21 protein-coding genes are annotated in these 25,383 nt (G+C 70.3%); 12 read left to right on the plus strand and 9 right to left on the minus strand.

What is annotated here, in order from left to right:
• Positions 1 to 22 precede the first annotated feature (22 nt).
• On the minus strand, positions 23 to 370 hold the full coding sequence (locus OG413_RS16970) for a hypothetical protein (RefSeq protein WP_266806471.1): 348 nt from the start codon (positions 368 to 370) through the stop codon (positions 23 to 25).
• 640 nt (positions 371 to 1,010) lie between these two features.
• Between OG413_RS16970 and OG413_RS16975 the strand changes: the two genes are divergently transcribed.
• The 3 genes from OG413_RS16975 to OG413_RS16985 are packed head-to-tail and all read left to right on the plus strand — an operon-like array spanning position 1,011 to position 4,983.
• On the plus strand, positions 1,011 to 3,107 hold the full coding sequence (locus OG413_RS16975; protein ID WP_266810202.1) for a helix-turn-helix transcriptional regulator: 2,097 nt from the start codon (positions 1,011 to 1,013) through the stop codon (positions 3,105 to 3,107).
• Positions 3,104 to 4,096 (plus strand): hypothetical protein, encoded by a 993-nt coding sequence (locus tag OG413_RS16980; protein WP_266806472.1) that lies wholly within the window; start codon positions 3,104 to 3,106, stop codon positions 4,094 to 4,096. Before OG413_RS16975 ends, OG413_RS16980 begins: the two co-directional genes overlap by 4 nt.
• The gene (locus OG413_RS16985; RefSeq protein WP_266806473.1) at positions 4,093 to 4,983 is read left to right on the plus strand and encodes a DUF6339 family protein; all 891 of its coding nucleotides are present in this window, start codon (positions 4,093 to 4,095) and stop codon (positions 4,981 to 4,983) included. The genes OG413_RS16980 and OG413_RS16985 overlap by 4 nt, the downstream gene beginning before the upstream one ends.
• Positions 4,984 to 5,002: 19 nt before the next feature.
• Here the strand turns inward: OG413_RS16985 and OG413_RS16990 are convergent, their stop codons facing one another.
• The 5 genes from OG413_RS16990 to OG413_RS17010 form a co-directional block, all read right to left on the minus strand.
• Positions 5,003 to 6,268 (minus strand): DNA cytosine methyltransferase, encoded by a 1,266-nt coding sequence (locus OG413_RS16990; RefSeq protein WP_266806475.1) that lies wholly within the window; start codon positions 6,266 to 6,268, stop codon positions 5,003 to 5,005.
• Between the two features lie 68 nt (positions 6,269 to 6,336).
• Positions 6,337 to 7,290 carry a DNA cytosine methyltransferase gene (locus OG413_RS16995; protein ID WP_266806477.1) on the minus strand — a complete coding sequence of 318 codons (954 nt, stop codon included), beginning with the start codon at positions 7,288 to 7,290 and terminating at the stop codon, positions 6,337 to 6,339.
• The gene (locus OG413_RS17000; protein WP_266806479.1) at positions 7,287 to 7,739 is read right to left on the minus strand and encodes a very short patch repair endonuclease; all 453 of its coding nucleotides are present in this window, start codon (positions 7,737 to 7,739) and stop codon (positions 7,287 to 7,289) included. Before OG413_RS17000 ends, OG413_RS16995 begins: the two co-directional genes overlap by 4 nt.
• Positions 7,740 to 7,752: 13 nt before the next feature.
• Positions 7,753 to 10,695 carry a Z1 domain-containing protein gene (locus OG413_RS17005; protein ID WP_266806480.1) on the minus strand — a complete coding sequence of 981 codons (2,943 nt, stop codon included), beginning with the start codon at positions 10,693 to 10,695 and terminating at the stop codon, positions 7,753 to 7,755.
• Positions 10,696 to 10,738: 43 nt separating this feature from the next.
• Positions 10,739 to 12,268 (minus strand): ATP-binding protein, encoded by a 1,530-nt coding sequence (locus OG413_RS17010; RefSeq protein WP_266806481.1) that lies wholly within the window; start codon positions 12,266 to 12,268, stop codon positions 10,739 to 10,741.
• Positions 12,269 to 12,550: 282 nt separating this feature from the next.
• Between OG413_RS17010 and OG413_RS17015 the strand changes: the two genes are divergently transcribed.
• Genes OG413_RS17015 through OG413_RS17025 form a run of 3 tightly spaced genes read left to right on the plus strand, consistent with a single transcriptional unit; the run spans position 12,551 to position 17,429 of the window.
• Entirely contained in the window at positions 12,551 to 13,051 is a 501-nt protein-coding gene (locus tag OG413_RS17015) for a hypothetical protein (protein WP_266806483.1), read from the plus strand.
• A 5-nt stretch (positions 13,052 to 13,056) separates the two neighbouring features.
• A complete protein-coding gene (locus OG413_RS17020) occupies positions 13,057 to 15,828 on the plus strand; it encodes a VWA domain-containing protein (protein WP_266806485.1) in 2,772 nt (923 codons plus the stop codon).
• Positions 15,825 to 17,429: an extracellular solute-binding protein gene (locus OG413_RS17025; protein ID WP_266806486.1), complete on the plus strand. Its 1,605-nt coding sequence runs from the start codon at positions 15,825 to 15,827 to the stop codon at positions 17,427 to 17,429. The genes OG413_RS17020 and OG413_RS17025 overlap by 4 nt, the downstream gene beginning before the upstream one ends.
• A gap of 66 nt (positions 17,430 to 17,495) precedes the next feature.
• Here the strand turns inward: OG413_RS17025 and OG413_RS17030 are convergent, their stop codons facing one another.
• On the minus strand, positions 17,496 to 18,503 hold the full coding sequence (locus tag OG413_RS17030; RefSeq protein ID WP_266806488.1) for an SEC-C domain-containing protein: 1,008 nt from the start codon (positions 18,501 to 18,503) through the stop codon (positions 17,496 to 17,498).
• 211 nt (positions 18,504 to 18,714) lie between these two features.
• Between OG413_RS17030 and OG413_RS17035 the strand changes: the two genes are divergently transcribed.
• The 6 genes from OG413_RS17035 (at position 18,715) to OG413_RS17060 (ending at position 23,644) form a co-directional block, all read left to right on the plus strand.
• A complete protein-coding gene (locus OG413_RS17035) occupies positions 18,715 to 19,449 on the plus strand; it encodes a class E sortase (RefSeq protein WP_266806490.1) in 735 nt (244 codons plus the stop codon).
• A 134-nt stretch (positions 19,450 to 19,583) separates the two neighbouring features.
• Positions 19,584 to 19,781, plus strand: coding sequence for a DUF3311 domain-containing protein (locus OG413_RS17040; RefSeq protein ID WP_198953281.1), 198 nt, complete (start codon positions 19,584 to 19,586; stop codon positions 19,779 to 19,781).
• On the plus strand, positions 19,778 to 21,280 hold the full coding sequence (locus OG413_RS17045; protein WP_266806492.1) for a sodium:solute symporter: 1,503 nt from the start codon (positions 19,778 to 19,780) through the stop codon (positions 21,278 to 21,280). Before OG413_RS17040 ends, OG413_RS17045 begins: the two co-directional genes overlap by 4 nt.
• Before the next feature lie 163 nt (positions 21,281 to 21,443).
• Positions 21,444 to 21,776 (plus strand): DUF6412 domain-containing protein, encoded by a 333-nt coding sequence (locus tag OG413_RS17050; protein ID WP_266806494.1) that lies wholly within the window; start codon positions 21,444 to 21,446, stop codon positions 21,774 to 21,776.
• A 100-nt stretch (positions 21,777 to 21,876) separates the two neighbouring features.
• Entirely contained in the window at positions 21,877 to 22,647 is a 771-nt protein-coding gene (locus OG413_RS17055; protein ID WP_266806496.1) for a YidC/Oxa1 family membrane protein insertase, read from the plus strand.
• A gap of 136 nt (positions 22,648 to 22,783) precedes the next feature.
• Complete coding sequence (locus OG413_RS17060; protein ID WP_266806498.1) at positions 22,784 to 23,644, plus strand: fumarylacetoacetate hydrolase family protein; 861 nt, start codon at positions 22,784 to 22,786, stop codon at positions 23,642 to 23,644.
• A gap of 128 nt (positions 23,645 to 23,772) precedes the next feature.
• Here OG413_RS17060 and OG413_RS17065 read toward each other — a convergent pair whose 3' ends face one another.
• Together OG413_RS17065 and OG413_RS17070 are read right to left on the minus strand one after the other, a co-directional pair.
• Positions 23,773 to 24,252, minus strand: coding sequence for a heme-degrading domain-containing protein (locus OG413_RS17065; protein WP_266806500.1), 480 nt, complete (start codon positions 24,250 to 24,252; stop codon positions 23,773 to 23,775).
• On the minus strand, positions 24,249 to 25,373 hold the full coding sequence (locus tag OG413_RS17070) for a Gfo/Idh/MocA family oxidoreductase (RefSeq protein WP_266806502.1): 1,125 nt from the start codon (positions 25,371 to 25,373) through the stop codon (positions 24,249 to 24,251). Before OG413_RS17070 ends, OG413_RS17065 begins: the two co-directional genes overlap by 4 nt.
• Between the last annotated feature and the right edge of the window lie 10 nt (positions 25,374 to 25,383).

Below are 25,383 nucleotides of genomic sequence, written 5' to 3' on the forward strand. Positions count from 1 at the left end.
CGGAGTCCGACGGTGTGTTCGGTCAGTCCAGTTCGATGATGATGACGAGCACGATGCGCCGACGCCGACGCGGGGGCATGCGCCGGATATCGCCCTTGTTCGGCGGGCGGGTGACGTTCACCTCGGAGTGACGGGGCGTGCGGCGAAGGCGACGCCGCGACTGCCGACGGCGTTCGTGCGTCGAGGAGCCGTTCGACTCCGACTCCTGGGCGTCCTTCGCCGCGTTACGGGCGGCCTCGGCGTCACGGAGGCGCCGAAGGTGCTCGATGCGGGGGCGCGTCGTGCCGATGGCATCGAGGAAGTCGGACCGGAGCTGCGGGTCCTGAATGGATTCGTACGTGCTGAGAAGGTGGATTTCTTCCTCGGACATGGCTGTTTTACCCCTGCTCTCGTGGTTCTTTTTTCTTTGTACGTGATCGAAGTCGGACGGTATCGAAGATGGCGCACGTGCAGAGAGGCTGAATACACACGAGAGGAGAGAGGCGTGAATTCTGCGGAACGAAGGAATGGGGTTATGGAACTGCCGAACGGTTGAAGGGTGTTGCCGTCGCCGTGGCGGATGTTGCGTGAATCAAACCCCGTTCCACCGAATCGAGCAAGGGTTTTCGAAGATTCGGCCGAAATTACGGATCGGACATGATTTTGGTGTCCGGGTACGCAAAAATAGGCACCTGCCTTTTCGGTGCCGATCGAGGCTGGCAAGGCTTCGCCCGCATCGACGCTACAGGGCTATTCCCGTCTACCGCAAGAGTGTTCGTCGTACGTTTGTCGCGCATCAGGAGTGGTGCGTTTCGGGCGTGAGACGCATATCGGCCTCGGGGTGCATTCCTTGCATTAGTTCGACTACGTGACGCATCGGTGCATTTGAACGATGGGGCGGTGAGAACCTTCCTGGGCCTCGCGAGTGATGTCAAACAAGATTGTCGCCCGCGTGTCGTTGTCAAATGAGGGTGTACGGTTGGTTCCCTGGGCAGCGCAGGAGCTGAGGAGTGGTGACGTTGGACACCGGCATGGACTTCGGTCCCTGGCTCGCACGACAGCTGAAGCAGTCGAACATGAGCCAGGCCGATCTCGCTCAGGAGATCGGACTGACCCGAGCGGCCGTCTCGGCCTGGATCACCGGGCGGGCGACTCCCCGCGAGGAGACGATCGCCAAGATCGCCGAAGCGCTGGGGACGGACCTGGGGACGATCCACACCCGCACCACCGACACCCTGGCCGGCCTGCCGGTCTCCTGGTACCACCGTCCCGGATACGCGGACGGGGGACGCGAGTTCGGCAACGCGGCGGCCTTCGCGTTCCGGGCCGATGTCGGAGTGCTGGCCCGCGAGGCCACCCAGAACAGCTTGGACGAACGCCTGGATCTCGACCGGCCCGTGCGGGTGCGCTACACGCTGCACGAACTGACCGGAGAGTCCCTGGCCCGGTTCAAGGACGAGATTCGCTGGGACGACCTCCTTCCGCACTACCGGGCGGCTTCCGCACAGGACCAGAAGGTCGGCCGGACGATCGCCGCCGGGCTGCGTGACATGCACGAGCGCGACCGACTGGTTCTCCTGCGTATCGACGACTACAACGCCTCCGGTCTGACCGGCGACGACTACGAGACCGGACGCTTCGCCGCAGTCGTGCGTCGTCAGCTCGACAGCCACAAGTCCGTGCGCGGTGCCGGTGGCTCGTACGGACTGGGCAAGGCGACGCTCTGGGCGACCAGCCGACTCGGCCTGGTGCTCATGAACTCCACCCTGTCGGAACCGCACGAGGGACGTACCGAGCGGCGGCTCATCGGCCGACTCGATCTGCCCTGGCGCGAGGTCGACGGAACACCCTGGGCCGGCCCGGCCTGGTTCGGTCGACCCGATCCCGACGCCGACGATGCGAACGTCGCCCGTTCATGGTGGGCCGACGAGGGCGGAGCCGAGCGGCTCCATCTCTCCAGGGAGAGCACCGAACCCGGCACGTCGTTCCTGATCGTCGGGGCCCACGACGTGGCGAGCCTCGCCGAGGAAACAGAGAACAGCGACGTCGAGGACAGCGACAGCGTGCATCGAATGCACCACCGTCTCCGGGCGGCACTCGGCCGGAACTTCTGGGCGGCCATGACCGGTGGAGAAGCCGGGCGACCGTTGCTGGAGGCCTCCGTCCGGACGCTCCGCAACGGGGAGGAGATCATCGCGGAGACACGCGTCGACCCCCGTGACACCCAACCTTCGCGGACCCGTGCGCTGCAGGCGTTCCTGGACGGCACGACCGTGGAGCGGATGACGGAGTCCGGACAGGTGGCCATGACCACCGTGCCCCTGGTGGTGCCGGGGCGCGGGGGACGGAGCGACGGGGAGCACCGGGCCGTCGTTCTGGTGACCGAGGCCGAGGACGGCGACGGGAAGTCGAACCGGGTGACGACCATGCGGGGCAACCGCATGACGGTCAGGATCGGGTGGGTGCCCAACCTGCCGGTAGGAACGAATCTCTTCCAGGCCGTGCTGCTCGCGGGCCGGGCGGCGGGCGACGACGCGCCCTTCGCGGACGAGGCGGAGGCGTTCCTTCGTGCCGCGGAACCGCCCGAGCACGACAAGTGGGGACAGACGGAAGAGCTGCGGATGCTTTACTCGCCGTCCGCGTACCGACGCATTGGCGCTCTCACCACCGAGACGAACAAGGCCGTGCGCGATCTGGTTGCGCTTCCCACCAAGAAGCGCAAGGGCGGTTCGGAGAGGCTGCGCAAACGGCTCGCCGTGGGAGGCCGCAAGGCCGCCCGGCCCGTGTCGGCGGCGGGTCCGCCGACACTGGAGGAGCTCGACGCGCAGATCGACGGCGACGGCGCGTGGTGCGTCACGGGGGAGATCAAGGTTCCTCTCGGAGGAGACTCCTGGCGCCCCGTCCCGGTGGCGAAGCTGGAAGTGCGCTCCGGGCCGCGACCGGTTCTGGGCTGGTCCGAACTCGTCGCCGTACACAACTGCGAGGTGATCGACGGGGCGATCCACATCGCGCCCGGCGCACGCAGCGCGACCTTCCGGGGAACCACCGACGTATCCACCCATCCGGTACGGGCCGTGTTCAGCGGACTCGTCGTGGAGCTGCGTACCGACAAGGGGGGCCAGGCATGAGGGTCTATCCGTACAAGCGACTTCCCGGTGTCGTGTCGCTCCGGGTCGAGGCTGTCGAACTGCGTGGGCCGGGCGAGATCCGGGAACCGTTGGACACCAGCGCGTTCTCGACCGTCGATCAGGTGGTCGCGCCGGGAGTGGCCGGGCGGGACGACTGGGAGAGCGCCCGACTGAAGCTCTCCGCCACCGTGCCCGGCAGGGCGACCGAGCCCGGCGGCCCCTGGTCCGATGTGGCGGTCGTCGCCGTGCTGAGCGAGGGTGCGACCAACACGAGGATCACGGCGTCCCTGAAGCCGGTGACCGAGGAAGGTCGTCGGTGGACGGGGCATCTGGACCTGTGGCGTGAGGACCATCTGGACCGGGCCACGATGTCTCTCCACGTGGTCGCCACGGTCGACGGTGTGCCGGGACGGGAGATCGCGACCTCGGACAAGGACTGGATCATCGACCTGAAGGCCGATGCGCCCCTGCGCGAGCGGGAACTCGAAGTCCATGCGGTCGGATTCCGGGAAGGGCCGGAATGGCTGCGCCGCTTCCGGGAGGTGCCGTGGATCGTCGACACATCCGGCGACCTCCCCGCTGTACACGTGAACACCGACTTCGAAGGCATCACCGAACTCGTCGGTGGAAACGGCACCTCGGTCGACAATCTGGTCCGCGATCTTCTGATCGCGCAGATGTGCACGGACGTGTGGACAGCCGTCTTCCACACCGCCATCGGTGATCTGGAGATCGAGGACGACGGAACGCCGCTCTTCCCGCGCGACTGGCGGGGTGAGGTGCTCCGCGAGATGCTGCCCGATGTCGTGCCCGACCGCCCCCTTGAGGAATCCCTGCGGGAGGTCCACCGGCGACGCACCGGAACTGACGGCTGGACCGACCTCCAACCCCGCATCCACTACGCGGCGACGTGCAGGGCGGAAGTGCCCAGGGCCCTGACCGCCACCATCCGTGGCCTCGAACGCATCCACCGGGGGACCGACGCATGACCGAGAAGCCGAACTACCTGCCCGAGCGGTTGGCCCTGCTCGCCGATCTCAACGCGGCGCGGTACATCGGTGAAGGACTGCTCACCGGCAAGGAGGATGTCCCCTCCATCGGGCTCAACAAGGTCACCGAACCCCTGCCGTACGCGGAGGCGAGCCGTGCCGAGCTGGAGCCGGTCCGTGATCTGGTCGACGACGCCATGCACGTCTTCGGTGACGGAAAGCCGACGGCGGCCGACGCCTGGCTGGCCCCTCGGCTCCATGCGACGCTGCGGCTCAGCCGTCGCGAGGCCGCCGACCGGAGGTTCTGGAACTACCTGGCGCTGGGTGTGGCCCCCGACTACGTCGTCTGGCGCCACATGTCCGAGTCGAAGAAGGACGGCGAGCTTCCGAAGGCCACCGCCGCCCGGTTCAGCGGACCGGCGTACACGCAGGCGTTCGCCCGGCTGTGGTGGGCGGCCGAACTGTTCCGCGACGGTTCCGACTACGCACCGGTCGAGACCGTCTGTGCGCACCAGGATGTGTTCAACACCGTCCTGAGGCTCGACGTGATCGATCACCGGCCGACGGCACAGGCGATGGTGCGCCTGATCGAGCGCGCCACAGTGGGGACGGGGCGGGAGATCAACGCGTTGGGGAAGGCGATCAACGCGTCTGCGGCCACACTCATGTACGACCTCATCGCCCCGGACGCCGATCGGGACGGCTGGCCGCTACGGGCATGGATCGAGGCGGGCGAGTGGGCGGCAGCCGTGCCGCGCAGGACGCTCCCGGAAGGTCCCGCCGAGGAGAAAGCACCCGAGGCGTCCGTGGCCGCACTCGCCGACCTGTTCGCGAGCCTCTTCGTCGAGGCCCCCGTACGCGGCAAGGCCACCGTCGACGAGACCTGACACGGACGGGCCGAAGGTCTCAGGAGTTGTCGGCCTGGTCCTCGACCGGGGACGGGGCCTCCGGCTTCCAGTTCTTGAGCTGGCCGTACCAGTCCGTCTTGGGCTCCTTGCGCAGGAGAGCCATGCTCAGGATGTGGAGGGAGAGGCGGGGCGGGATGGCGTTGCCGATCTGCTGGGCCACATCGGTGGACCGCCAGGGGTACGCGGCGGGGAAGGACTGGAGGAGCCCGGCCTCTTCGAACGACAGCCGTTCCAGTTCCTCACCGACCTCCTTCGCACCCGTCTCGCCCTTGAGTAGATAGAGACGGTTGCGTCGCACCTTGCCGGTGATCGTCGGCGCAGGTTCGTCGGAGGTGCGCAGTCCTCGGTTCTTGGGGTCGCCGCCGGAGCCGTAGTTGGAGACCATGACGAAGTCGTCGGGACGTGTCGCCTTGAGGGCGTCTCCCATAGACACCCATGCCTTGACGGACTTGGCCACTTGCGGGCCGGTCCGGACCTGGAACAGAGCGTTGTCCTGGGGGGTGAGGTCATGGCCGTCCTCCTGGCCTTCTGTTGGCGTCAGCCTCTGGGCGCCCTTCACATACCGCTGGTGGGTCGCCTCCGGGAACCACACCTTCCGGTGCTCGTTCCCAGGGTCGTACTGCGCGATCAGTACAGCCCGTCGACGGGCCTGCGGCACACCGAATTCTTCGGAGCGCAGGACGAGGGCGTCGGCCGCGTATCCGGTCCGCTTGAGGATCTCGACGTAGTGCTTCCACACCGGCAGGACGGTGGGTACCTGCTCCAGAACGACCACTTCGTACGGTCGGCCGCGCTTGAGCTTGGCCTCCATGATCCAGCGCAGGGGCTGGAGCACGAACCCTGTGCGCTCGTCCGACATGAGGTCGGTCTCGGCCTTGACCGCTTTCCACTCCGCCTCGAAAGAAGCGAAGTCCTCGTGGCCGGCCAACCGCGTGGCCAGGCTCAGTACTTCGTCCAGTGCCTCGTGACCCTTCCGGCTGCCCGCGACGGAGAAGGACTGGCAGGGCGGCCCGCCGGTGAGCACCGTCGCCTCGACGACCGAGGGGTGGCACGGGCCCAGCGCGGCGACGTCCTTGATCTCGGTGGTCAGCAGACCGGCCGCGTCACGTGTCCGGCGCGTGGCGTCGTCCCACTCGACGCCGATGCTCGCCACATCCTCGCCCTCCATGATCGTGGCGGCGATGTCGAGACCACCGGGCCCGGCGAAGAGATCGACGATCCCGAATTTCGCAGGCGGAAGTGAGGGGTGTGCTGGGCGGGTCATGGTGTGAAAGTGTAGCCGGCGTTCAAGATCACTCTTCCCAGTGCTTCACGTTTGGCTGTCCGTCGAGATCATGGGGCCAGGGCGGCCGCGATGGCCCGCCCCAGCGCGTTCCCGACGGGTGGCGGAGAGGCGTGGCCGATCTGCCGGTAGCGCGCGGTCTTCTTTCCGGCGAATTCCCATTTCGGGGGAAACGCCTGCAGAAGGGCCGCCTGCTCGACCGTGAGCTTGATCATTCCTGTGGCATCGTCGTCCGGTCCGGGTACCTCGTCGGCCAGCGCCCCACCGTTGACCCCCATACGGGCCCAGGCCTTCTTCGTACCCGTGGGCCCCAGATCCGCGCCTCCCCGCTTGTCCGATCCCCCCACCAGGGTGGGAGCGACGCTCAGCGCCTGTGCCGCCCACGCGTCCGCGCCGGACCAACCACGAGCGGCCATGGAACGGTGCAGCGCGCTGCCGACCGGGACATGACTGTCGACCGTGGGTGTCGGCGGGTGGAACGCGTCGAAGTACGGCTCCTTGAGCGCGACGAGCACGCCCTGCTTGCGGTCCTGCGGCACGCCGAAGTCGGCCGCGTTCAGGACGAACCAGCGGAACCGGTACCCGAGGTGTTCCAGTTCCTTGCGGATGAATTCCCGGATGGTCTCGAAGGACGGGGAATCGACCAGGCCGGGCACGTTCTCGATGAGCAGGGCCCGCGGCTGGATGGAGTGGGCGAGCAGTACCGCGGCCTCCAGCAGGCGCAGCTCCTCCTCCGTCTCCGCCCTCGCCACGGTCGCGCTGGACTTCACGCGCGGCAGTCCGGCCGACAGCAGATCGACGTCGTAGGTCAGCTGATGCTCGTCCGGGACGAAGTCCAGCAGGTCCATCTCCTGGACGTTCCACGTCGGCCGATTCATACGAAGGGTCTCGCAGGCCAACGCCTTCCGGTCGAGAAGCAGTACGGGGTCGAAGCCCGCTGCCTCCAGCCCCAGCGCCAATCCGCCCGCGCCCGCACACACGTCGACGAATCGCAGTTTGCTCATAGGTCCCCACCCTTGTGTCGTGTCTGCCGCGCCTGTCGTTCTCGCTCGACGACCGTCGCCACCTTCTCGGCGGCACCGGACGGAGGCTCGTGCTCCCAGAATCGGAGCACCGTCCAGCCCGCCGCCGTCAGATGCTCGGTCGTCTCCAGGTCCCGCGCCATGTTCCGGTCGAGCTTGTCCCGCCACCACTGGGCGTTCGACTTCGGCTGCGTCGCGTGCACGGGGCAGCCGTGCCAGAAGCAACCGTCGATCATCACGGCCACCTTGGCCCGGGTGAACGCGATGTCCATGGTCCGCCGGGGCATGTCCGGCACCCGCGCGTTGACCCGGAAGCGATAGCCCGCCGCGTGCAGCAGCTTCCGCACCGCGACCTCGGGCGCGGTGTCGCGGCTCGCCTGGCGGCTCATCCGGGCGGAGACGCCGGGGGACGAAGGTTTGGCCGTGCTCATCACCACCAGTCTCCTACGCCCCGCCCGTCCCGCGTTCGATGATCGCGGAATCTCTTCGGGTCGAGTCGACGGTCCGGAAGCGCACCAGACTCCTCTGCGGGCCGGTCGACGACCTCGGAGCGACCAGGGAGAAGGCCATGACGAGGTGCTCGGGGTCGATCGCTCCGGCGGCGGAGATACGGGGTGCCCTGTCCTCCACCACGGGGTACAGGACGAGCACGCCGCGTCGATCGCGTACGAGCGATTCCACGATCTCGTTCCCCGTTCCCTTCTCCGTGTCCCTCGCGCGAGCGATCCGCAGCGCGGTTCCACGGTGCTTCGGTTCGCTGATGGCACCGAAGAGGTCGCCCCGACGCCGTACGCGGTGTGCCAGGGAAAGGGGACGGGAGCCGAGGAGCGTGGCCGCGACGCGACGGGACGACGTCTGTTGCGGAGTGATCACCAGCCAGTCGTCGATACCCGGACCGTGTTCCCCGGCCGTGAGGAGGGATTCCAGGTGCGGCGAGAACTGGGAGGGGGCGGACCACCGCAGATCGCACAGGACCTTGAGCAGGGCTTCGTGGTCGAGGGTGCCGTGCAGAGCCTCGAAGGTGTCACGGTGGCCGTGGGCCATGGTGACGGGTGTGGGGTCGAGGACATCCAGCACCGGCCGCCACACCTCCGCGTTGTGCCTCAGGTCCGCGGGGACCGTCGGGTAGGCCGTCGGTTCGACCCATTCGCCGGGGGAGCGGATCTCCACCAGTTCCGCGTTGAACATCTTGTTGCGGGCGGACGGCTTGATCCAGGAGAGGTGCTGGGAGACCAGGGGCGGGATCTGGGCGGGGGTTACCTGGGGCTTGCCGTCGATCAGGGTGGCGTAGCGGGTGAGCTGGGCGCGGAACGTTTCCTCGTCGCGGCAGATCGCCTCGAACGCCTCGTACAGGTCGACCGTCTTTGTCCGGCCCATCGGTTCCTCGCGGCCGATGTAGAGCCGGACCAGGTCGCGGTAGCCGGGGCGGAAGCCGAACCAGCGGCCCATCTGCATCAGGGTGTCCGCCTGCTGGGTCCTGCGGCGGTAGTACGTCACCGTCAGGCCCTCGACTGTGAAGCCCCGGGACAGCTTCGTGCCGCCGACCAGGATCTTCCATACGTGCGGGGTGCGGTCGAAGTCGAGGTCGGGCTGGGCGTAGTCGCGTTCGGTGTCGCCGTTGACGACGAGCACCGGGGTGCCGCCGGAGTTGATCAGCTGGCGGGCCCGGAAGACGTGCGGTTTCAGTTCCTCGTATGTCGTGGGGGTGGGCAGTTCGTCGGCGGCGAAGCGTTGGAAGTCGGAGGCGAGGAGGGCGGCGAGGCGGTCGTGGCCCTCCTGGCCGGTGTAGGCCGCCTTGTGCCACAGCGTGCTGATGCGCAGGGCGAGGGCCGCGTGCTCGGCCATGCGTACGGACTCGTGGACCAGCATCGTGTGGTGGCGGAACGGGCCTTCGGGGACGCCGTTGGCCGCGCGGTACAACTTCAGGGCTCCGGTGAGGAGGAAGGCGTCCAGTGCTTCCTGGAGGCGGTCGCCCCTGGCGTCGTCGCGGATGCCCCGGATGTGGGACTCCTCGGCGGGGCCGGTGGTGGAGTCGTCGGTCCGGTCCAGGTCGTGGAAGTCCTGCACGCCCATGTAGCCGGTCGGGCGCGGCAGCGAGATCAGGAAGTCGCGCGGGAAGATGTCCTCGCCGTCGCCCGGGTCGACGAAGACGTTGGCGAAGGGGGTCGCCGTGTAGCCGACGTACTGGGCGCGGGGGAGCAGGCCGAGCAGCTGGGAGATCTGGCCGTTGATGGCCGTACGGGCGACCTTGCCCTCCTCCCACTTCTTCGGGTCCGTCGTGTTGACCGAGGCCTGGTCGGACTCGTCGTCGATGATCAGCGCCGGGATCTCGGAGAGGATCATCGGGCCGATCTTCTTGAGGTCCGTGATGAGCTTGGCCAGCACGGACTTGTTCTTCTTGACGACCATCACGCGGGCGGCCGCCCGGTGCAGGTTGTCGGGCGCGTACAGCGGCTGCGTGCGGTTCTGCTTGTCGAACTCCAGGGCCCGGATTCCGGTCGCCAGGCTCTTGTAGTCGTCGTCGCGCGTGGTGAGGCGCTCGATGTCGAAGGACCCCCGCGTGGACGGGCGACCGTCGTGGCTGACGAACTTGTCCGGCCAGTCCTCGTCGTCCTGGTAGTCGACGCCGATCAGGGCGTCCGTGTCCGCGGGGTCGGCGCCGCGCAGGATGTTCTCCCGGCCGATCAGCTCCATGTCCAGGCGGCGCTGGGTCTGGCCGCGGAGCAGGTTCAGGGTGCCGCCGAGAACGATGACCAGGCGGTAGCCCGCGTCGATGGCCTTCGCCGTGACGCCGGTGAAGTTGGCGGTCTTGCCCGACTGCACGTAGCCGACGACCAGACCGCGGGCGCCGTACGCGTCGGTGCGCGTGGGGTCGGCGAGGCGCTCGACCACGGCGTGGCTCGCCTCGTCCAGGCCGGCGACCGCCGCGTCCGGCCAGCCCTTGCGGCGAAGCAGTTGCTCGTACGTGTCCCAGTAGAAGGAACGGGCGGCAGCGGTGTCGCGGGAGTACCAGGACGTGGGGGTCGTGCTGATGACGGTCGGGCCGGGCTCCTTGAAGACCGGGACCGCGTGGTCGAGTGCCTTGCGCAGGTCGGCGCCGAAGCCGAGCCGGGTGTACGTGTCCGCGCGGCGCTCGTCGGTCCGGGCCGGGGAGGCCGACCAGTCGGCGTGTTCCGCCAGGTCCCAGCCGGTCAGGGTGCGGTGCCAGAGCGCGGTGAGCTCGTCGCCGGGGCCCGCGCCGACGAGGCGGTCCCTGAAGTGGCTCAGCTCCGTGTCTGCGGGTTCGTCGGCCTCGGCGAGGACGAACGCCAGCTTGGCGAAGTGCTTGGGGCCCCGGCGCATCGCGCCCAGGACATCGCCGTGCAGGTTGAACAGGTGGTCGGTCATGGTGGGGACGCTTCCTCGGGTGGGGACGGCCGGACGCGACGGGTCAGCGCGCGAGTTCGCAGCGCGCGGCCGTCACCAGGACGCTGTTCCACAGGGCCACGTTGTCGGTGTGGACGGCCCGGACCCGCTCCTTCTGGAAGATCTCGTTGACCATCAGATAGAGCATGCTCTTCACCACCGGGGCGTCGTTCAGGCCGCCGCGCCGCCCGCCGTTGAACACCTGCCGGTACTCCTTGTTGAGCCTGACCTCCCGCTTCTCGCGGTCGAGTTCGAAGAACACGTCCGGGGGCAGCGCGTCCCAGCGGAACGTGATCGGGTCCTCGCCCTCCAGCTCCGGCAGCTCGTCGCGCAGCGTGCGCCTCAGCCGGGGATCCAGGCCCTTGCCGGCCGGGAGGACCGCCTTGCGCTGCGGCTCCGTGGCGCGCCGGGCCGCTTCCCGGTACGTCGTCTCCGCCTCCTGGAGGTACGTGGCGAAGCTCCGGCCCGTCCCGTCGACGGCCTGTTCGAGGCCGCGCGCGAAGGCGGGGGTGACCGTCACCCCGTCCTTCTTGACGGTGAGGCTGAAGACGTCGTTCGGCTCGGTCGGCAGATCGACGGCGATACGGGCCAGGGCGAGGTGTCCCTCGGCGCTGCGGGTGCTGTTCCAGCCGCCCGCCTGGACGAGCCGGTCGTTGCGGTAGACGTAGAAGCCCTGGCGTTCGGCGAGCGGGCCGATGCCCCGGTAGCTGACCAGCGGGGACTTCGGCGGCCAGATGTGCGCGGTCAGCGCCACCTCGCCGGCGCCCTCGACGGGAGCGGTGTACGTACGGGGGTAGCCGGGCCGGCCTGGGACGCGGTAGCCGAACGGGTCGATCGGCTCGACCCCCCGGTGGTCCAGTTCGTCCGTGGTCCGTACGTCCTCGACGACGATGTCGACGTTGAAGTCCTCGCGGGCGAGGAAGCGGTGGAGGTGGAGTCCGAGATGGGTCTCCAGCTTCTCGATCGCGTCGTTGAGGAAACGGTCGGCCTGGCCGGTGGTGACCGTCTCGAAGGCGCGGACCCGGTCCCAGCGGACGATCGTGCCGTGCCACTCGATCAGGCCGTCGTACCGGTCGACGAGGTCCTGGCAGTAGCCGGGGTCGACGATGTCGCACGTGAAGTCGGCGCGGGCGCGGGCGGTCAGCCAGCGGCGGCCGGCCGACGGGCTGCGCTTGGTGCGGCTGATCACGGTGAGCGAGTCGGCGTGCGAGAGGGAGGCGGCCTTGAGGCCCGCGCCGAAGTGGCCGAGCGCGTTGTCCCCGTACTCCTGCCGGCCGCCGACCGTCATCGCGGTGTCGAGCGCCTCGTCGTTCATGCCGGAGCCGTCGTCGACGACGAGCAGGCCGACGAGCCGGTCCTCGTCGCGGAGGAAGCTGATGACGACGTTGCGGGCGCCCGCGTCGATCGAGTTGTCGACCAGGTCGGCGATGGCCGCCTCGAATCCGTACCCCTGGTGAGTCAGCGATTCGACGTAACGGGCGGCGGGCGGGAGCCGCTTGCTGCCTGCCGTGGGGATCTCGTACTGCCAGTCCGAGGACGGCTGATAGGGCGGCATGAAGACTTCCTCGCGCGCACGGAGCGGGGCCGCGTGGGAGGCATGCGGCCCTGGGTCGATTGGTGAATTGTGATCGTATGGCAAAGGTCGGACATCCGGGAATCCCTGTCGTTGAATCGGCGACGGGTGGCTGGAAGTGCACCTTGAGCGACGGATGGTGGCTCGTCTCCGCCCTTCGCCGTGCGGGACAAACGAGTGTCTTGTGTCAACTGCCGTGAAATAATGGCTTGTTCGATGGGGCTCGGAACTGCGGGCGGCAATGGGGCCGATGGGGGCGGGCGAATGGCGGACAGTGGGCGGGTCGGCGGGCAGGCCACGGAGGACGGGGACGCGGACGGGGACGCGACCGTGGCGTTGCGGATCACCGTCAGCGGTACGCACAAGCGCAAGGAGGACCTTGCCGCGTTGTGCGCCTGGCTGAAGAGCGCGCCCGCGCTGAACGAGGCGCGGGGGCGGGCCGAGCTTCGGGTGGAGCGTGGGGTCTCGCGCACTCAGAGCGAGTCGATGGGCGGGGACCCGGTCCAGGACATCCTGCTCATCGTGGCCGCCGAGTCCGCCCGGCCGCTCGCCGAGATCGCCTGGAACTCGGTCAGGACCTGGCACCGCAACCGGCGCAGGCTCGCCAACCCCGAGGAGGAGCCCCGCGTCAGACTCGACGCGGAGGGCTTCGAGGGCGATCCCGCGCTGCACCGGGACACGGACACACCACCGGAGTCCGGCGGCGATCCGGCCCCCGGCGGGAGGCAACCCGGGCGCGGCGACGATCGGCCCGAGGGGGTATAGGCGTCGTGTCGCCGTACAACACCCGCGGTGCGGAGAACCGCGACAAAGAGCATCGCGCGGTGCTCATCGGCGTGGACTCGTACGAGCACGAGATCGACCTGCCCGCGGTGGCGCAGAGCCTCCGGCTCATGGCCGAGGCGCTCACCGACCCGTCCTCCGGGGTGTTCAACACGGCCGATCTCGTCACCTTTCCCGCCCTCGGCGAGGGGGAGGGCGAGAGGGATGGGGAGGGGCGTTCGGGGGCGGCGCGGTCGGTGGATCCGCTCAAAGCGCACGCCGCGCTGCGGGCTGCCCGGAAGGACGTGACCGGGCTGCTCGTCGTGTACTTCGCCGGGCACGGCATCGTCCGTACCAACGGCAGCGATCTGCATCTGCTGTTCAGCACCTCGCGCGTCACCCAGGACCTGGAGCATCCCTTCGTGGATGCCCTGTCCTGGCACGAAGTGATGGCCGAGCTACGGCACGCGAAGGCCGACCGGGTCGTCGTGATCCTCGACTGCTGCTTCGCGGGCAACGCGTCGCAGGACTTCAATCCGGAAGCCCAGCAGAACTTCGCCGTTCTCATGGCGGCGGAACAGGGGGTGGAGATTCCGCCCGGTGCCGCGAGCTACGGCACCGACTTCACCATCGCCCTCCACAAGCTGCTGACCGGTTGGGCCGTGGCCGGCGAACCGGCCGGCTTCACCCGGATCGTCTCCGCGATACGGAAGGAGATGGCGCCGTTCAAAGCCGTCGACGGTCACCGGTGGGTTCCCAAGGAATGCCGGCAGGGCGGTGACGTCCTGCTCGCCCTGACACCGGCGAGCGAGCGCGCGAAGCCTGAACCGCCGCAGCCCCGGCCACCGTCCCCCGTGGTGCGCGAGGACGACGGGCCGGGGGCGCCGGACGAACCGGGTGAGCCTGGGCCCGTTGAGCCGGTCGAGCCGGTGGTGACCGAGCCGGCCGGGGGACGTGGTCGGGTACGTCAGCGGCTGCGCGCCCTCGGCCGGAATCGCGTCGCCGCCGTCGCTCTCGCCCTCGCGGTCGGTGCCGGAGCGGTCCTCTGGCTCGCCCTGGACGGACTGCCGGGAGGCGAAACCGGCGGCTGCGCCCCGCCCATGGAGCTGCGCGTCCTCGTCGATCCCGACCTCCGGCCCACCGTGCAGAAGGCCGCCGACGCCTATGTGAACCGTGACGCGGAGGGCTGCCGCACCGTCGGGATCGGTGTCTACGCGGGTAAGTCCACCGACGCCGTGGCCGCGTTCCAGTCCGCCTCCCTGTGGCAGTCGCCGCTCCCGTCGTGCCCCGCGTCCGGCGACTGCCCGCGGCCCCAGCGCGACCTCGGCGCACAGCCCGACATCTGGATCCCGGCGGCCGGGAGCACCCCGGTGCGGGCGGAGGCCGGGCAGACCGGGTCCGCGCGCGAGACGGTGTCGCTCGATCCGATGGGACCGCTGGCCTTCACCCCGATGGTGCTCGCCGTCCCCGACGGCAAGCCCGCGGCGACCGGTGCGCGGACTCCCGCCCCGCTCGGCACGCTCATCGCCGGGTTACGGGACGGCCGGCCGGACGGAGAGAAGCCGATCCAGGTGCTGCGGCCCGATCCGGAGGGGGCGGACGGGGCCCTGTTGTCCACGGCCGCCCTCTACGCCTCGCCCTCAGCCGGGCAGCCCTCCGTCATCGAGGCGGGGATGGCCGACGAACTCCGGCCGATGCCCACCACGGCGCAGGAACTGATGTGCGCGCTGTCCGACGGGACCCGCAACGAGCTGGAGGACCGGGCCGCCGTGCTGGTGCCCGAGCAGACCATGGCCCTGTTCAACCTGCCGTCCAAGGTCTCGGGGCAGGGGACCCGCCCCTCCTGCGCGAGCGACACCCTTCAGCGCCGTACCGCCCGCTACCCCACCGACGTACCGGTGCTGGATCTGCCGTTCGTCCGGGTCACCTGGGCGGATGCCGACCGGGACGAGAAGGCGCGCGAGCGGGCGGTGCGGGACTTCCACGACTGGCTGGTGAAGGACGACGCCGCCCAGGCGCTCTTCGTGCAGGACGGTTTCCGCGGGGTCGAGGACGGCAAGCCGGTGCCGCCCGGCACGGCCTCGCCGCTGCGCGCGCCCGCCAACGAGGGGGCGGTGAGCATCGAGGTCCCGGACTCGGCCCCTGCCGCGTCCGCGGCTTCGGTCGCCGACGCCCTGCGCGACTACCGGCAGGCCCTCGGACCCGGCCGGGTGCTCTATCTGCTGGACAACTCGACGTCCATGGCCGACAAGCAGGTCTGGTCCGGGCCCGGCCGCGCCAAGGAGCTGGTCACCCGGTCGATGCGTTCGCTCGGCACGCTGGACCGCTACGGGGTGTGGACGCTCGCCCCGGTGAAGAAGGACGACCATCCGGACGTGGTTCCGTTCGGGCGGCACGGACTGCCCACCGCGCAGAAGGCCGTGGGAGCCGCGAAGGTCGTGGACGCGGACGCGGACATCGCCACCGGGCTGACCGACGCGCTCGCCGAGCTCCGCGAGGGTGCGTCGGGCCCCGATCCCCGGCTCATCGTCCTCGTCACCGATGACGAGGACTCCTCCGGGCTGCGGCGGAAGGACATCGACGCGGTGGTGAGGGCCGCGGGGCAGGGGCCGCCCGTCCGTGTGGTCGCGGTTTCCCTGCGCAACGGGGGCTGTGCGCCGGGGCAGCTGAATCAGCGGCTCGCCGAGGCGACCGGGGGACGCTGCCTGGACCCGTCGGACGGAATCGCCACGGAGCTGACGGCCGAGGTCGCCAAGACCGGTACGGGGGACGCGGAATGAGCGCGATGGACACAGGGGCGGGGAGCGGGGCGGACAAGGGGACGGAGTGCACGGCGCGGAACGGAGCGGGGAGCGCGACGCGGACGGCGAGCGCGTTCGGCCCGCCCGCCGTCGTGCGCCCGGCCGCAACCGCGCGCCCGCCCACCGCCGTGCGCCCGCGCGCACGCCATTCCCGCCACCGGCGCCGCCTGCGCGCCCTCGCCCTCGGTGCTCTGCTCGCGCTCGTCGCGCCGGCCTGCTCCGGGGGATCCGGTGACGCGGACCCCGGCCCGGACACGAACGGGAAGACGGACGGTACGACGGCCGTCGGGCCCATCGTGGTGGCCAGCGGGCTCGACGTGACCGGTTCCGGCGGCGTACGGCAACAGCTCATCGAGGAGTGGAACCGGCAGCACCGGGACGAACCGAACCTGCGGGCCAAGCTCGTCGAACTGCCGGGCGGTGCCGACCAGCAGCGCAGCCAGCTCCTCGGCGCCCTCCAGTCCGGCAGCGCCGCGTACGACGTGGTCAACCTCGACATCACCTGGATTCCCGAGTTCGCAGAGGCGGGCCTCATCCAGGCTCTGCCCGACGACGAGGCCGCCGACCCCGACTTCCTCCCCCGGGTGCGGGGCACCACCGTGTGGGAGGGCCGTACCTACGCCCGGCCCTTCAACAGCGATGTCGGGCTGCTCTACTACCGCCGCGACCTGCTCAAGAGCGGCGGGATCACCGAGGACCGGATGCCCAACGGCGACTGGACCTGGGACAGCCTCTACTCCTCCATCACCACCCTCGACAACGGCATCCTCGACCGGGAGAGAGGCCAGGCGGGCTGGACCACCCAGCTGCGGCAGTACGAGGGGCTGACCGTCAACACCATCGAGGCGTTCGCCGCCGTCGGCGTCGAACTCGTGAAGGAGGACGGCAGCTACCGCTCCGACCCGAAGGAGCTGAAGAAGGGGCTCAACGAACTGCTCCGGCACACCGACAGCGACCGTCTGCTGCCCGCCGCGCTCTCCTCGGACGAGAACGCCACGCTGGCCGACTTCGCCGCCGGTCATGTCGCGTACCTGCGCCACTGGCCGTACGCCTACGGGTCGTTGCAGAGCCTGCTGAAGCCCGAGCAGTACTCCGTCACGGCCCTGCCCGGCCACGCCGTGCTCGGCGGCCAGAATCTCGCCGTCACCGTCGACTCGCCCCGGGCGGACAACGCCCGCGAGCTGATCAAGTTCCTGACCTCGCCGGAGAGCGAACGCTGCCTGCTCGACGCGGGGTTCGCCGCGACCCGCACCTCGGCCTACGAGCCCACCGCGGTGTCCCGGCCCTGCTGGCCGGGTGTCGCCGCCGCCCTGCGGCCCGCCGGGAGCGCACCGGGGGCGCCCGCGACGGGGGAGGGCAGCGCGCAGATCCCTTCGGAGTCCGACCGGGCGGCGTTCACCCGGACCCTGAGCGAGGCGCTGGAAACGGCGGTGCAGCGGCCTCGTACTCCGTACTACGGGGCATTCACGCAGGTGCTCCAGTCGACGGTGCACGATCTGCTGGCCGACGGTTCGCCCGACATCGACGCGATGGCCGAAAAGCTCGACGCGGCCCTCGAAGTCGCCTTCGAGGGCCGGTAGAGACCGCGTGACGCGGGCCGCGTGATGCGGGCCCGTGCCGACGCGCCGCAGGTCGGACGCCGCAGGTCAGGCGCGCCCGTGGCACTCCCGGTACGCGTTCCCCGAGCCGCACCAGCACGCCGCGCTGCGGGCCGGCGGCCAGGGCACGGCACGGCCGCGTGCGGCGAGGACCGTGGCGTACTGGGGGAGCAGATCCGGATCGGCGGGGGACGCGGCCTCCGACGCGGCGAACGCCTCGTACGAGGGAACCGTGCCCGTGACGATGCCCAGATTCGGGGTGCCCGTCGCGTGCAGATCGCGCAACGCGGCTTCCAGCTGGTCCAGATGGTCGGCATGGGTGACGTACTCGATCGTCAACACCGGGTACGCGGTGAGCAGTTCACGCAGTTCGCTCTCGGTCCAGTGCAGGACCGCGACCGGGAACGGGCGTGACAACGCCGCCCGGTGGGTGCCCAGTTCGGAGCGGAGCCGGGTGATCTCGGCCTTCAGCTCGCCCGGGTCGGAGGAGCCGAGAGCCCACAGGCGCTTGGGGTCGTGGAGTTCGTCGAGCGGCACGGTGGCCGTGTGCAGGGCGTCGGCCAGTTCGTCCCAGGGGTCGTGCTCGACCCCCATCAGCCTGCGGACGCGATGGCGTCCGGTCAGCAGGGACTGGGTGGCGTAAGGGACTTCCTCGCCCGGCGACAGCAGCAGCGTCAGCGCGGTCGAGAAGAGGTCGTGGGCCGATTCCAGCTCGTCGTGGGCCTCCAGGGTCTGGGCGGCGATGTCCCACGGGGCCGCGTCCGGGGGGCTCGCGGCACGGATGCCGGCGATGATCGCGCGGGCCTCGGCCTCGTGTCCGTACTCCCAGAGGTTGGCCGCCTTGAGGGCCTTCACCAGGTGCGGGTTGTCGACGGTGGCGTCGGGGGAGGCGAGCAGTTCGTCGTAGAGGGTGCTGGCGCGGGCGCGGTCACCGGCGAGCTCCAGGTGGGCGGCGGCCTGGAGGATCAGCGGTTCGTGGTCCTCGGGGTACTGCGCCGCGGTGCGCAGCAGGCGCTCGGCTTCGGTGGTGTGGTCGGCAGGCGTGTCGGGGCGCATGAACCACACGGTACTGCCGCGCGGCAAACGGGAGGGAGGGCGGGGAGAACCCTGGTGGGTTACGGGGATTGCCCTTATCGTGCGGCCCGTGCGGGAGCGGATACCGGTCGTGGTGCAGGGAAAAGCGCGGGGACGGCCACGGGTCGCCGCGCGGTGGAACGGGCGGCGGAGCCTGCGGGGAAACGGGCGGAAGAGCGCGCGGCGGGCCGCTGTGCGTGGCCTGTGGACCGGCGCCGAGTTGGTGATCACCCTCGGTGTCGTCCTGCTGCTCCTCGTCGCGCATCAGCTGTGGTGGACCAACCGGCAGGCCCGAGAGAGTGCCGAGAGTGAGGTGCGGGCCCTCCAGCGGGGCTGGGGCGGAACATCGGACGGTGCGGGCACGGACCCCGGGACCCCGCCCGCGCCGGACATGTCGACGGGCACCTCACCCGGCACCTCCCCGGACGCGCGGCCGGAACGGACCCCGCGCGACTCCGCGTCCTCCGCCCCGCGCTGGGACCAGGCGTACGCCGTCCTGCGCATCCCGCGCATCGGCCTCACCGCACCCGTCGCCCAGGGCATCAGCAAGTACGGCGTCCTCGACAAGGGATACGTCGGGCACTACCCGCGCACCGCGCAGCCCGGACAGGCCGGCAACTTCGCGCTCGCCGGGCACCGCAACACCCACGGTGAACCCTTCCGCCGCATCGACCGGCTGCGCCGCGGCGACCGGATCACCGTCGAGACCCGCGAAGCCGTCTACACGTACACCGTCGACAAGAGCCTCGCGCGGACGACGCCGTCGGACAGCGGGGTCATCGCCACCGTGCCACGCAGCAATGTGCGCACCTCGGCCGGGTACAGCGCGCCGGGCTACTACCTGACGCTGACGACGTGCACGCCCGAGTTCACCTCCCGCTACCGGCTCATCGTGTGGGGCAAGCTCACCGCGACGAGCCCGAAGTAGCGACGAGCCCGAAATGGCGGCGCACCCGAAGCAGCGGCGCACCCGAAGTCGCTCCGGGGGCCGCGGGCAGCGGTAGGACGGCGGTAGCGGCGAGGGCCGGGGGTAGCGGCGGGGGCCGGGGGTAGGGTCCCGGAGTGCTCAGAGTGCTCAAGACACGTCCCCAGTTGTTGTGGCTACTGGTCCCCTATGTGCTGTACCTGGGGGCGCTGCCCTTCGTGAACCGGGTCAGCCCCGTGGTGTTCGGGCTGCCGTTCCTCTTCGTGTGGCTGCTCGGGGCGACCCTGCTGACACCCGTCGCGGTGTGGCTGACCAGGCGGGGGGACCGCCGGTGAACGCCGCCGTGGCGACCTCCGTCTTCGCCGTCTTCATGGTCGCGACCGTCGCCCTCGGACTGCTCGCCATGCGCGGGCGCGGCGGCGGCACGGGCGGACTCGCCGAGTGGTCGGTCGGCGGACGCAGCCTCGGCCCCGTCTTCATCTGGGTGCTGATGGCGGGCGAGGGCTACACCAGCTTCAGCTACCTGGGCGCCGCGGGCTGGGGATACAACTACGGGGCACCCGTCCTGTACGTCGTCGCGTACATGTCCTGCGGATACGCCATCGGCTACGTCGTCGGCCCGATGCTCTGGGCGTACGCGCGCAAGCACGGTCTCGTCGGGATCACCGACATGGTGGCGCACCGCTTCGGGCGGCCCTGGCTCGGCGCGGTGGTCGCGGTGCTGGCCACCGCCTTCCTGCTGCCGTACATCCAGCTCCAGATCACCGGCATGGGGGTCGTCGTCTCGACCATCTCGTACGGGGCGATCAGCCTGAACTGGGCCTACTTCGTCGCCTTCGCCGTCACCACCGGCTTCGTCGTGGTCAGCGGGCTGCGCGGCAGCGCGTGGGTGTCCGTGCTGAAGGACGTCCTCGTCATCGCCACGCTGGGGTTCCTCGCCCTCTACGTCCCGATGCACTACTTCGACGGCTACGGGCCCTTCCTCGACCGGCTCGTCACCGAGAAGAGCGAGTGGCTGACCTTCCCCGGCCACGGGGACAGCGGACTGGGACAGGCCTGGTTCATCAGCACGTCGTTCCTGAACTCGCTGACCGTGGTCATCTTCCCGACCACCGTCGCCGGGTACCTCGGCGCCCGCAACGCGGACGCCCTGCGCCGCAACGCGATGTATCTGCCCGCCTACAACATCCTCCTGTTCGTCCCGATGCTGCTCGGCATGGCCGCCCTGTTCGTGGTGCCGGGGCTCGTCGGCGCGGAATCGAACCTCGCGCTCTTCAAGCTGGTCGTGGACTCCCTGCCCGCCTGGGCGGTCGGGATCATCGGGGTCGCGGCCGCACTGTCCTCGATCGTGCCCATGGCCGTCTTCATGCTGGTCATCGGCACGATGTGGGGGCGCAGCGTGCTCTCGCTCGTGCCCCGCTGGGAGCAACGGCAGAAGGGCGCCGCGCAGGTGGTCGTCGTGGTGGCGGGCGGCCTGGCGCTGCTGCTCACGTACACCGCGCCGAACACGCTCGTACGGCTCTCGCTCATCTCCTACGAGGGGATGGCGCAGCTGCTCCCCATGGTGCTGCTGGCGCTGGTGTGGCGGAGGCTGACCTTCCGGGGGGCGTTCAGCGGGCTGGTCGTCGGCGTGGCCGTGGTCTGCGTGCTCGTCTTCAGCGGGAACGATCCGGTGTGGGGGGTGAACGCCGGGCTGGTCGCGCTCGCCGCGAACCTCGTCGTCGCGCTGGCCGTGACGTTCGCGGGGGTGCGCGACGAGGACGAGCGGCCCGATGACGAGGTGCTGGCGAAGGACGAGATCGAGGAGCCGGTCCCCCGTACGGCTCCGGTGTGACGGGGGCCATCGTGTATAACGAACGGAGGGCCGGACGCGCGCACGCGCGTCCGAACCGATGTGAGACCGATTGAGTCCGACGAGTCCGCTGAGACCGATGCGCGGAACGACAGGACGGACACCGGCCGGACACCCGGTCGGTCGAGCCGAGCGAGGAGGGGCCATGCGTGACGCGAACCGTCTGAGCGGCGCCTTCGCCCGGCTGCTCCGGCCCGTCGGGCTCGTGGTCCTCTTCCTCACCGAGATCCTCCTCGCCGAGGGCGGCAGCCTCTCCGCAGCCGTCGCGCTCGCCGCCACCGCCGCGGCGGGCTCCGCGCTCCTCGCCTGCTCCGTCATCAGCGCCCGATGTGCCGCCCCGGTGCCCCGCACCAGGGTCCGTACCGCCATCAGGGACCGCGAGAAACGCACCGCGTTCCTGCCCCAACGGGACCCCGACGCCAGGGGCCGCACCCGGCCCCGAGCTCCGGGCCGCGCCCTCCTGACGGCCGCCGCGTAGGGCTTGCTCTCCTCTTTTCCGTAAAGCACGCACCCCGCGCGGGTCGTCATGCCGAGTTCGTTCTCTTCCCGGCACGACGAGACCCCCGGAGGGCTCACCCATGTCCGCCTTCATGTCCGCCTTCGCGAGCCTGGTCGGCTCGCTGGCCGATCTGCTCCAGCCGTTCTTCCAGGGCGCGGCCACCGCCGCCGCGATCGTCCTGTTCACCGCCCTCGTACGGCTCGCCGTGCACCCCCTGTCGCGGGCCGCGGCGCGCGGGCAGAAGGCGCGGACCAAGCTCCAGCCGCAGATCGCCGCCCTGCGCAAGAAGCACGGCAAGAACCCCGAGCGCATGCAGAAGGCCCTGATGGAGCTGCACGCCAAGGAGAAGGTCTCGCCGCTCTCCGGCTGCCTGCCGAGCCTGCTCCAGATGCCCGCGTTCTTCCTGCTGTACCACCTGTTCTCCAGCAGGAGCATCGGCGGCGACCCCAACGCGCTCCTCGGCCACAACCTCCTCGGGGCGCCCCTGGGCGACCGCTGGCACGACGCGCTCGCGGACGGCGGGGTGTTCGGCGGGCGGGGCCTGGTCTACCTGGGGCTCTTCGCGATCGTCGCGGCCGTCGCCACCTTCAACTACGGCCGGACGAAGCGCCAGATGGCCGCGAACCCGATGACGCCCGCCACCGGCCCCGACGGACAGCCGGTACCCGGCATGGGGGCGATGACCAAGCTGATGCCGCTGATGTCCTTCGCGACGCTCTTCACCGTGGCGGTCGTCCCGCTCGCCGCCGCCCTGTACGTGGTCACGAGCACCACCTGGACCGCGCTGGAGAGGGCCTACCTCTACCGCGACATGCCGGCCGCCGGTGCCGCCGTGGCCACCGCGGCGTGAGGCGCCGGGCGAATGCGCCGGTCCAGTGTGTGAACAGGGTCTTGCGGGGTGATCCGATGTCTTGGAGGATCGGCCAAGCCTTTCGCTGGCCGCAACCCACCGACGGGCTCGATCTCGACCAAGGGGAGTTGGACCGTTGAAGCTGCTTCGAGTCGGTACGGCGGGCGCGGAACGCCCCGCGCTTCTTGACCGTGACGGGACCCTGCGCGACCTGTCGGGGCTCGTCCCCGACATCGACGGCGACCTGCTCGCCGACGAGTCGGCACTCGCCCGGGTACGGGCCGCCGCGGCGGCCCCCGACGGGCTGCCCGCACTGGACGCGGAAGGGCTGCGGGTCGGCCCGCCGCTCGGCCGGATCGGCAAGATCGTGTGCATCGGGCTGAACTACCACGACCACGCCACCGAGACCGGCGCGGCGATCCCCGCCGAACCGATCCTGTTCTTCAAGGCGCCGGACACCGTCGTGGGGCCCGAGGACACCGTGCTGGTGCCGCGCGGCAGCCGCAAGACGGACTGGGAGGTCGAGCTCGCCGTCGTCATCGGGCGCACCGCCCGCTACCTGGACTCCGCCGAGGAGGCGCTCGGGCACGTCGCCGGATACGCCACGGCGCACGACGTCTCCGAGCGCGAGTTCCAGATCGAGCGCGGCGGCACCTGGGACAAGGGCAAGAACTGCGAGACGTTCAACCCGCTGGGCCCCTGGCTGGTGACGGCCGACGAGGTGCCCGACCCGCAGGCGCTTTTGCTGCGTCTCTGGGTCAACGGCGAGCTGAAGCAGAACGGCACCACCGCCGACCAGATCTTCCCGGTCGGCGAGGTGGTCCGCTATCTCAGCCAGTTCATGACGCTGTACCCGGGCGATGTGATCAACACCGGTACGCCGGCCGGGGTCGCCCTGGGGCAGCCCGACCCGAAGCCCTACCTCAGGGCGGGTGACGTCGTGGAGCTGGAGATCGAGGGGCTCGGACGGCAGCGGCAGGAGCTGAAGGACGCCTGATCCGCTGATCCACTGATCGGCCGGTGAGTACGGCGGGGGCGGGGCACCGCGCATCGCGGCGTCCCGCCCCCGCTTCCTCCGTCTCCGCCCGTGCGCGTATCCGAGCCCGCTTTCGCGCCTCCGCGGATTCAGGACCCCAGCGTCGCGGCGAACTGCTCCAGCGCCTCGACCACCAGCGCGTGGTCCTCGGCCTGGGGCAGGCCGGAGACCGTCACCGAGCCGATCACGCCCGCGCCCTCGACCGAGATCGGGAACGAACCGCCGTGCGCGGCGTACGCGTCCGGGTCCAGCCGCGAGGACTCCTCGAACGTCGTTCCCTTCGCCCGGAACCGCGTGCCGACCAGGTAGGAGCTCTCGCCGTACCGCTCGACAACCCTGCGCTTGCGGTCGATCCACGCGTCGTTGTCCGCGCTGGAACCGGGCAGCGCCGCATGGAAGAGCTGCTGGGCGCCGCGCCGGATGTCGATCGCGACCGGGGCGTGCCGCTCGCGTGCCAGGGAGACCAGGAGGCCGCCGAGCGCGTACGCGTCGTCGTACCCGAAGTGCGGTAGCGTCAGGCTGCGTTCCTGGGAGATGAGTTCCGAAATGGTCGGAGCGCTGTGGGTCATGAGCGTTGCCCCTCGTCGGTGAACGCGTTCTCGGCGTGGTGCGGCAGCAGGGTCACGGAGACGCCCTCGCGGGCCGAACGGCGGGCGGCCTCCAGGACGTCCAGCGCGGCGGCGGCCTGGAGCGCGGTCACCGGGTTCGGGCCCGTGCCGCGTACGGCGGCGGCCACGGCGGCGTAGTACGCGGGGTAGTCGCCCGGCAGCGTACGGACCGGGGCGCCGCCGCCCGTCAGCGGGGACTCACCGGAGCCGACGCGGCCCCACAGCTCCTCGGGCTCCTCGCCCCAGGGTTCCCCGGCGGCCGGGCGCAGGCCCGCGCGCAGGGCCGCCTCCTGCGGGTCCAGCCCGTACTTCACATAACCGGCGTCCGAGCCGAGCACCCGGAACCGCGGGCCGAGCTGGGCCGCGGTGGCACTGACGTACAGATGCGAGCGGACCCCGTTCGCATGCGTGATCGCCAGGAACGTGTCGTCGTCGGCGGACGCACCCGGACGGCGTACGTCGGCCTCCGCGTACACCTGCACGGCCGGGCCGAACAGGAAGAGGGCCTGGTCGACCACATGGCTGCCCAGGTCGTACAGCAGCCCGCCGATCTCCTCCGGATCGCCCGACTCGCGCCAGCCGCCCTTGGGATGCGGACGCCACCGCTCGAAGCGTGACTCGAAGCGCTGCACCTCGCCCAGCTCGCCGTCGGCGATCAGCGCCGTGAGCGTACGGAAGTCGTTGTCCCAGCGGCGGTTCTGGAAGACCGAGAGCAGCAGTCCGCGCTCCTCCGCCAGCGCGGCCAGCTCCCGTGCCTCGACGGCGCTGCCGGCCAGCGGCTTGTCCACGACCACCGGCAGACCGGCCGTGAGCGCGGCCGTCGCGATCGGGACATGGGTCTTGTTCGGGGTGGCGATCACGATCAGGTCCAGCTCGTCCGCGCGCGCCCAGAGCTCCTCGGGCGAGGCGGCGAACCGGACCCCGGGGAACTCGGCGCGGGCCTGCGCCTGCCGCTCCTCGTTCGACGTGACGACCGTGTCGAGGACCAGGCCCTCGGTCGCGGCGATCAGCGGGGCGTGGAAGACGGAGCCGGCCAGACCGTAGCCGACGAGTGCGACGCGAAGGGGAGCGTGGGCAGTCATGCATTCCACT

The organism is Streptomyces sp. NBC_01433 (assembly GCF_026340105.1).
Classification (GTDB): Bacteria; Actinomycetota; Actinomycetes; order Streptomycetales; family Streptomycetaceae; genus Streptomyces.

Excerpts from the sequence above, each read along its gene's own strand:
- OG413_RS17015 (WP_266806483.1), top strand. The coding sequence starts at position 12,551 with ATGGCGGACAGTGGGCGGGTCGGCGGGCAGGCCACGGAGGACGGGGAC.
- OG413_RS16980 (WP_266806472.1), top strand. The coding sequence starts at position 3,104 with ATGAGGGTCTATCCGTACAAGCGACTTCCCGGTGTCGTGTCGCTCCGG.
- OG413_RS16975 (WP_266810202.1), top strand. The coding sequence starts at position 1,011 with ATGGACTTCGGTCCCTGGCTCGCACGACAGCTGAAGCAGTCGAACATG.
- OG413_RS16985 (WP_266806473.1), top strand. The coding sequence starts at position 4,093 with ATGACCGAGAAGCCGAACTACCTGCCCGAGCGGTTGGCCCTGCTCGCC.
- OG413_RS17025 (WP_266806486.1), top strand. The coding sequence starts at position 15,825 with ATGAGCGCGATGGACACAGGGGCGGGGAGCGGGGCGGACAAGGGGACG.
- OG413_RS17030 (WP_266806488.1), bottom strand. The coding sequence starts at position 18,503 with ATGCGCCCCGACACGCCTGCCGACCACACCACCGAAGCCGAGCGCCTG.
- OG413_RS16970 (WP_266806471.1), bottom strand. The coding sequence starts at position 370 with ATGTCCGAGGAAGAAATCCACCTTCTCAGCACGTACGAATCCATTCAG.
- OG413_RS17070 (WP_266806502.1), bottom strand. The coding sequence starts at position 25,373 with ATGACTGCCCACGCTCCCCTTCGCGTCGCACTCGTCGGCTACGGTCTG.
- OG413_RS17010 (WP_266806481.1), bottom strand. The coding sequence starts at position 12,268 with ATGCCGCCCTATCAGCCGTCCTCGGACTGGCAGTACGAGATCCCCACG.
- OG413_RS17065 (WP_266806500.1), bottom strand. The coding sequence starts at position 24,252 with ATGACCCACAGCGCTCCGACCATTTCGGAACTCATCTCCCAGGAACGC.
- OG413_RS16990 (WP_266806475.1), bottom strand. The coding sequence starts at position 6,268 with ATGACCCGCCCAGCACACCCCTCACTTCCGCCTGCGAAATTCGGGATC.
- OG413_RS17055 (WP_266806496.1), top strand. The coding sequence starts at position 21,877 with ATGTCCGCCTTCATGTCCGCCTTCGCGAGCCTGGTCGGCTCGCTGGCC.
- OG413_RS17000 (WP_266806479.1), bottom strand. The coding sequence starts at position 7,739 with ATGAGCACGGCCAAACCTTCGTCCCCCGGCGTCTCCGCCCGGATGAGC.
- OG413_RS17005 (WP_266806480.1), bottom strand. The coding sequence starts at position 10,695 with ATGACCGACCACCTGTTCAACCTGCACGGCGATGTCCTGGGCGCGATG.
- OG413_RS16995 (WP_266806477.1), bottom strand. The coding sequence starts at position 7,290 with ATGAGCAAACTGCGATTCGTCGACGTGTGTGCGGGCGCGGGCGGATTG.
- OG413_RS17050 (WP_266806494.1), top strand. The coding sequence starts at position 21,444 with ATGCGTGACGCGAACCGTCTGAGCGGCGCCTTCGCCCGGCTGCTCCGG.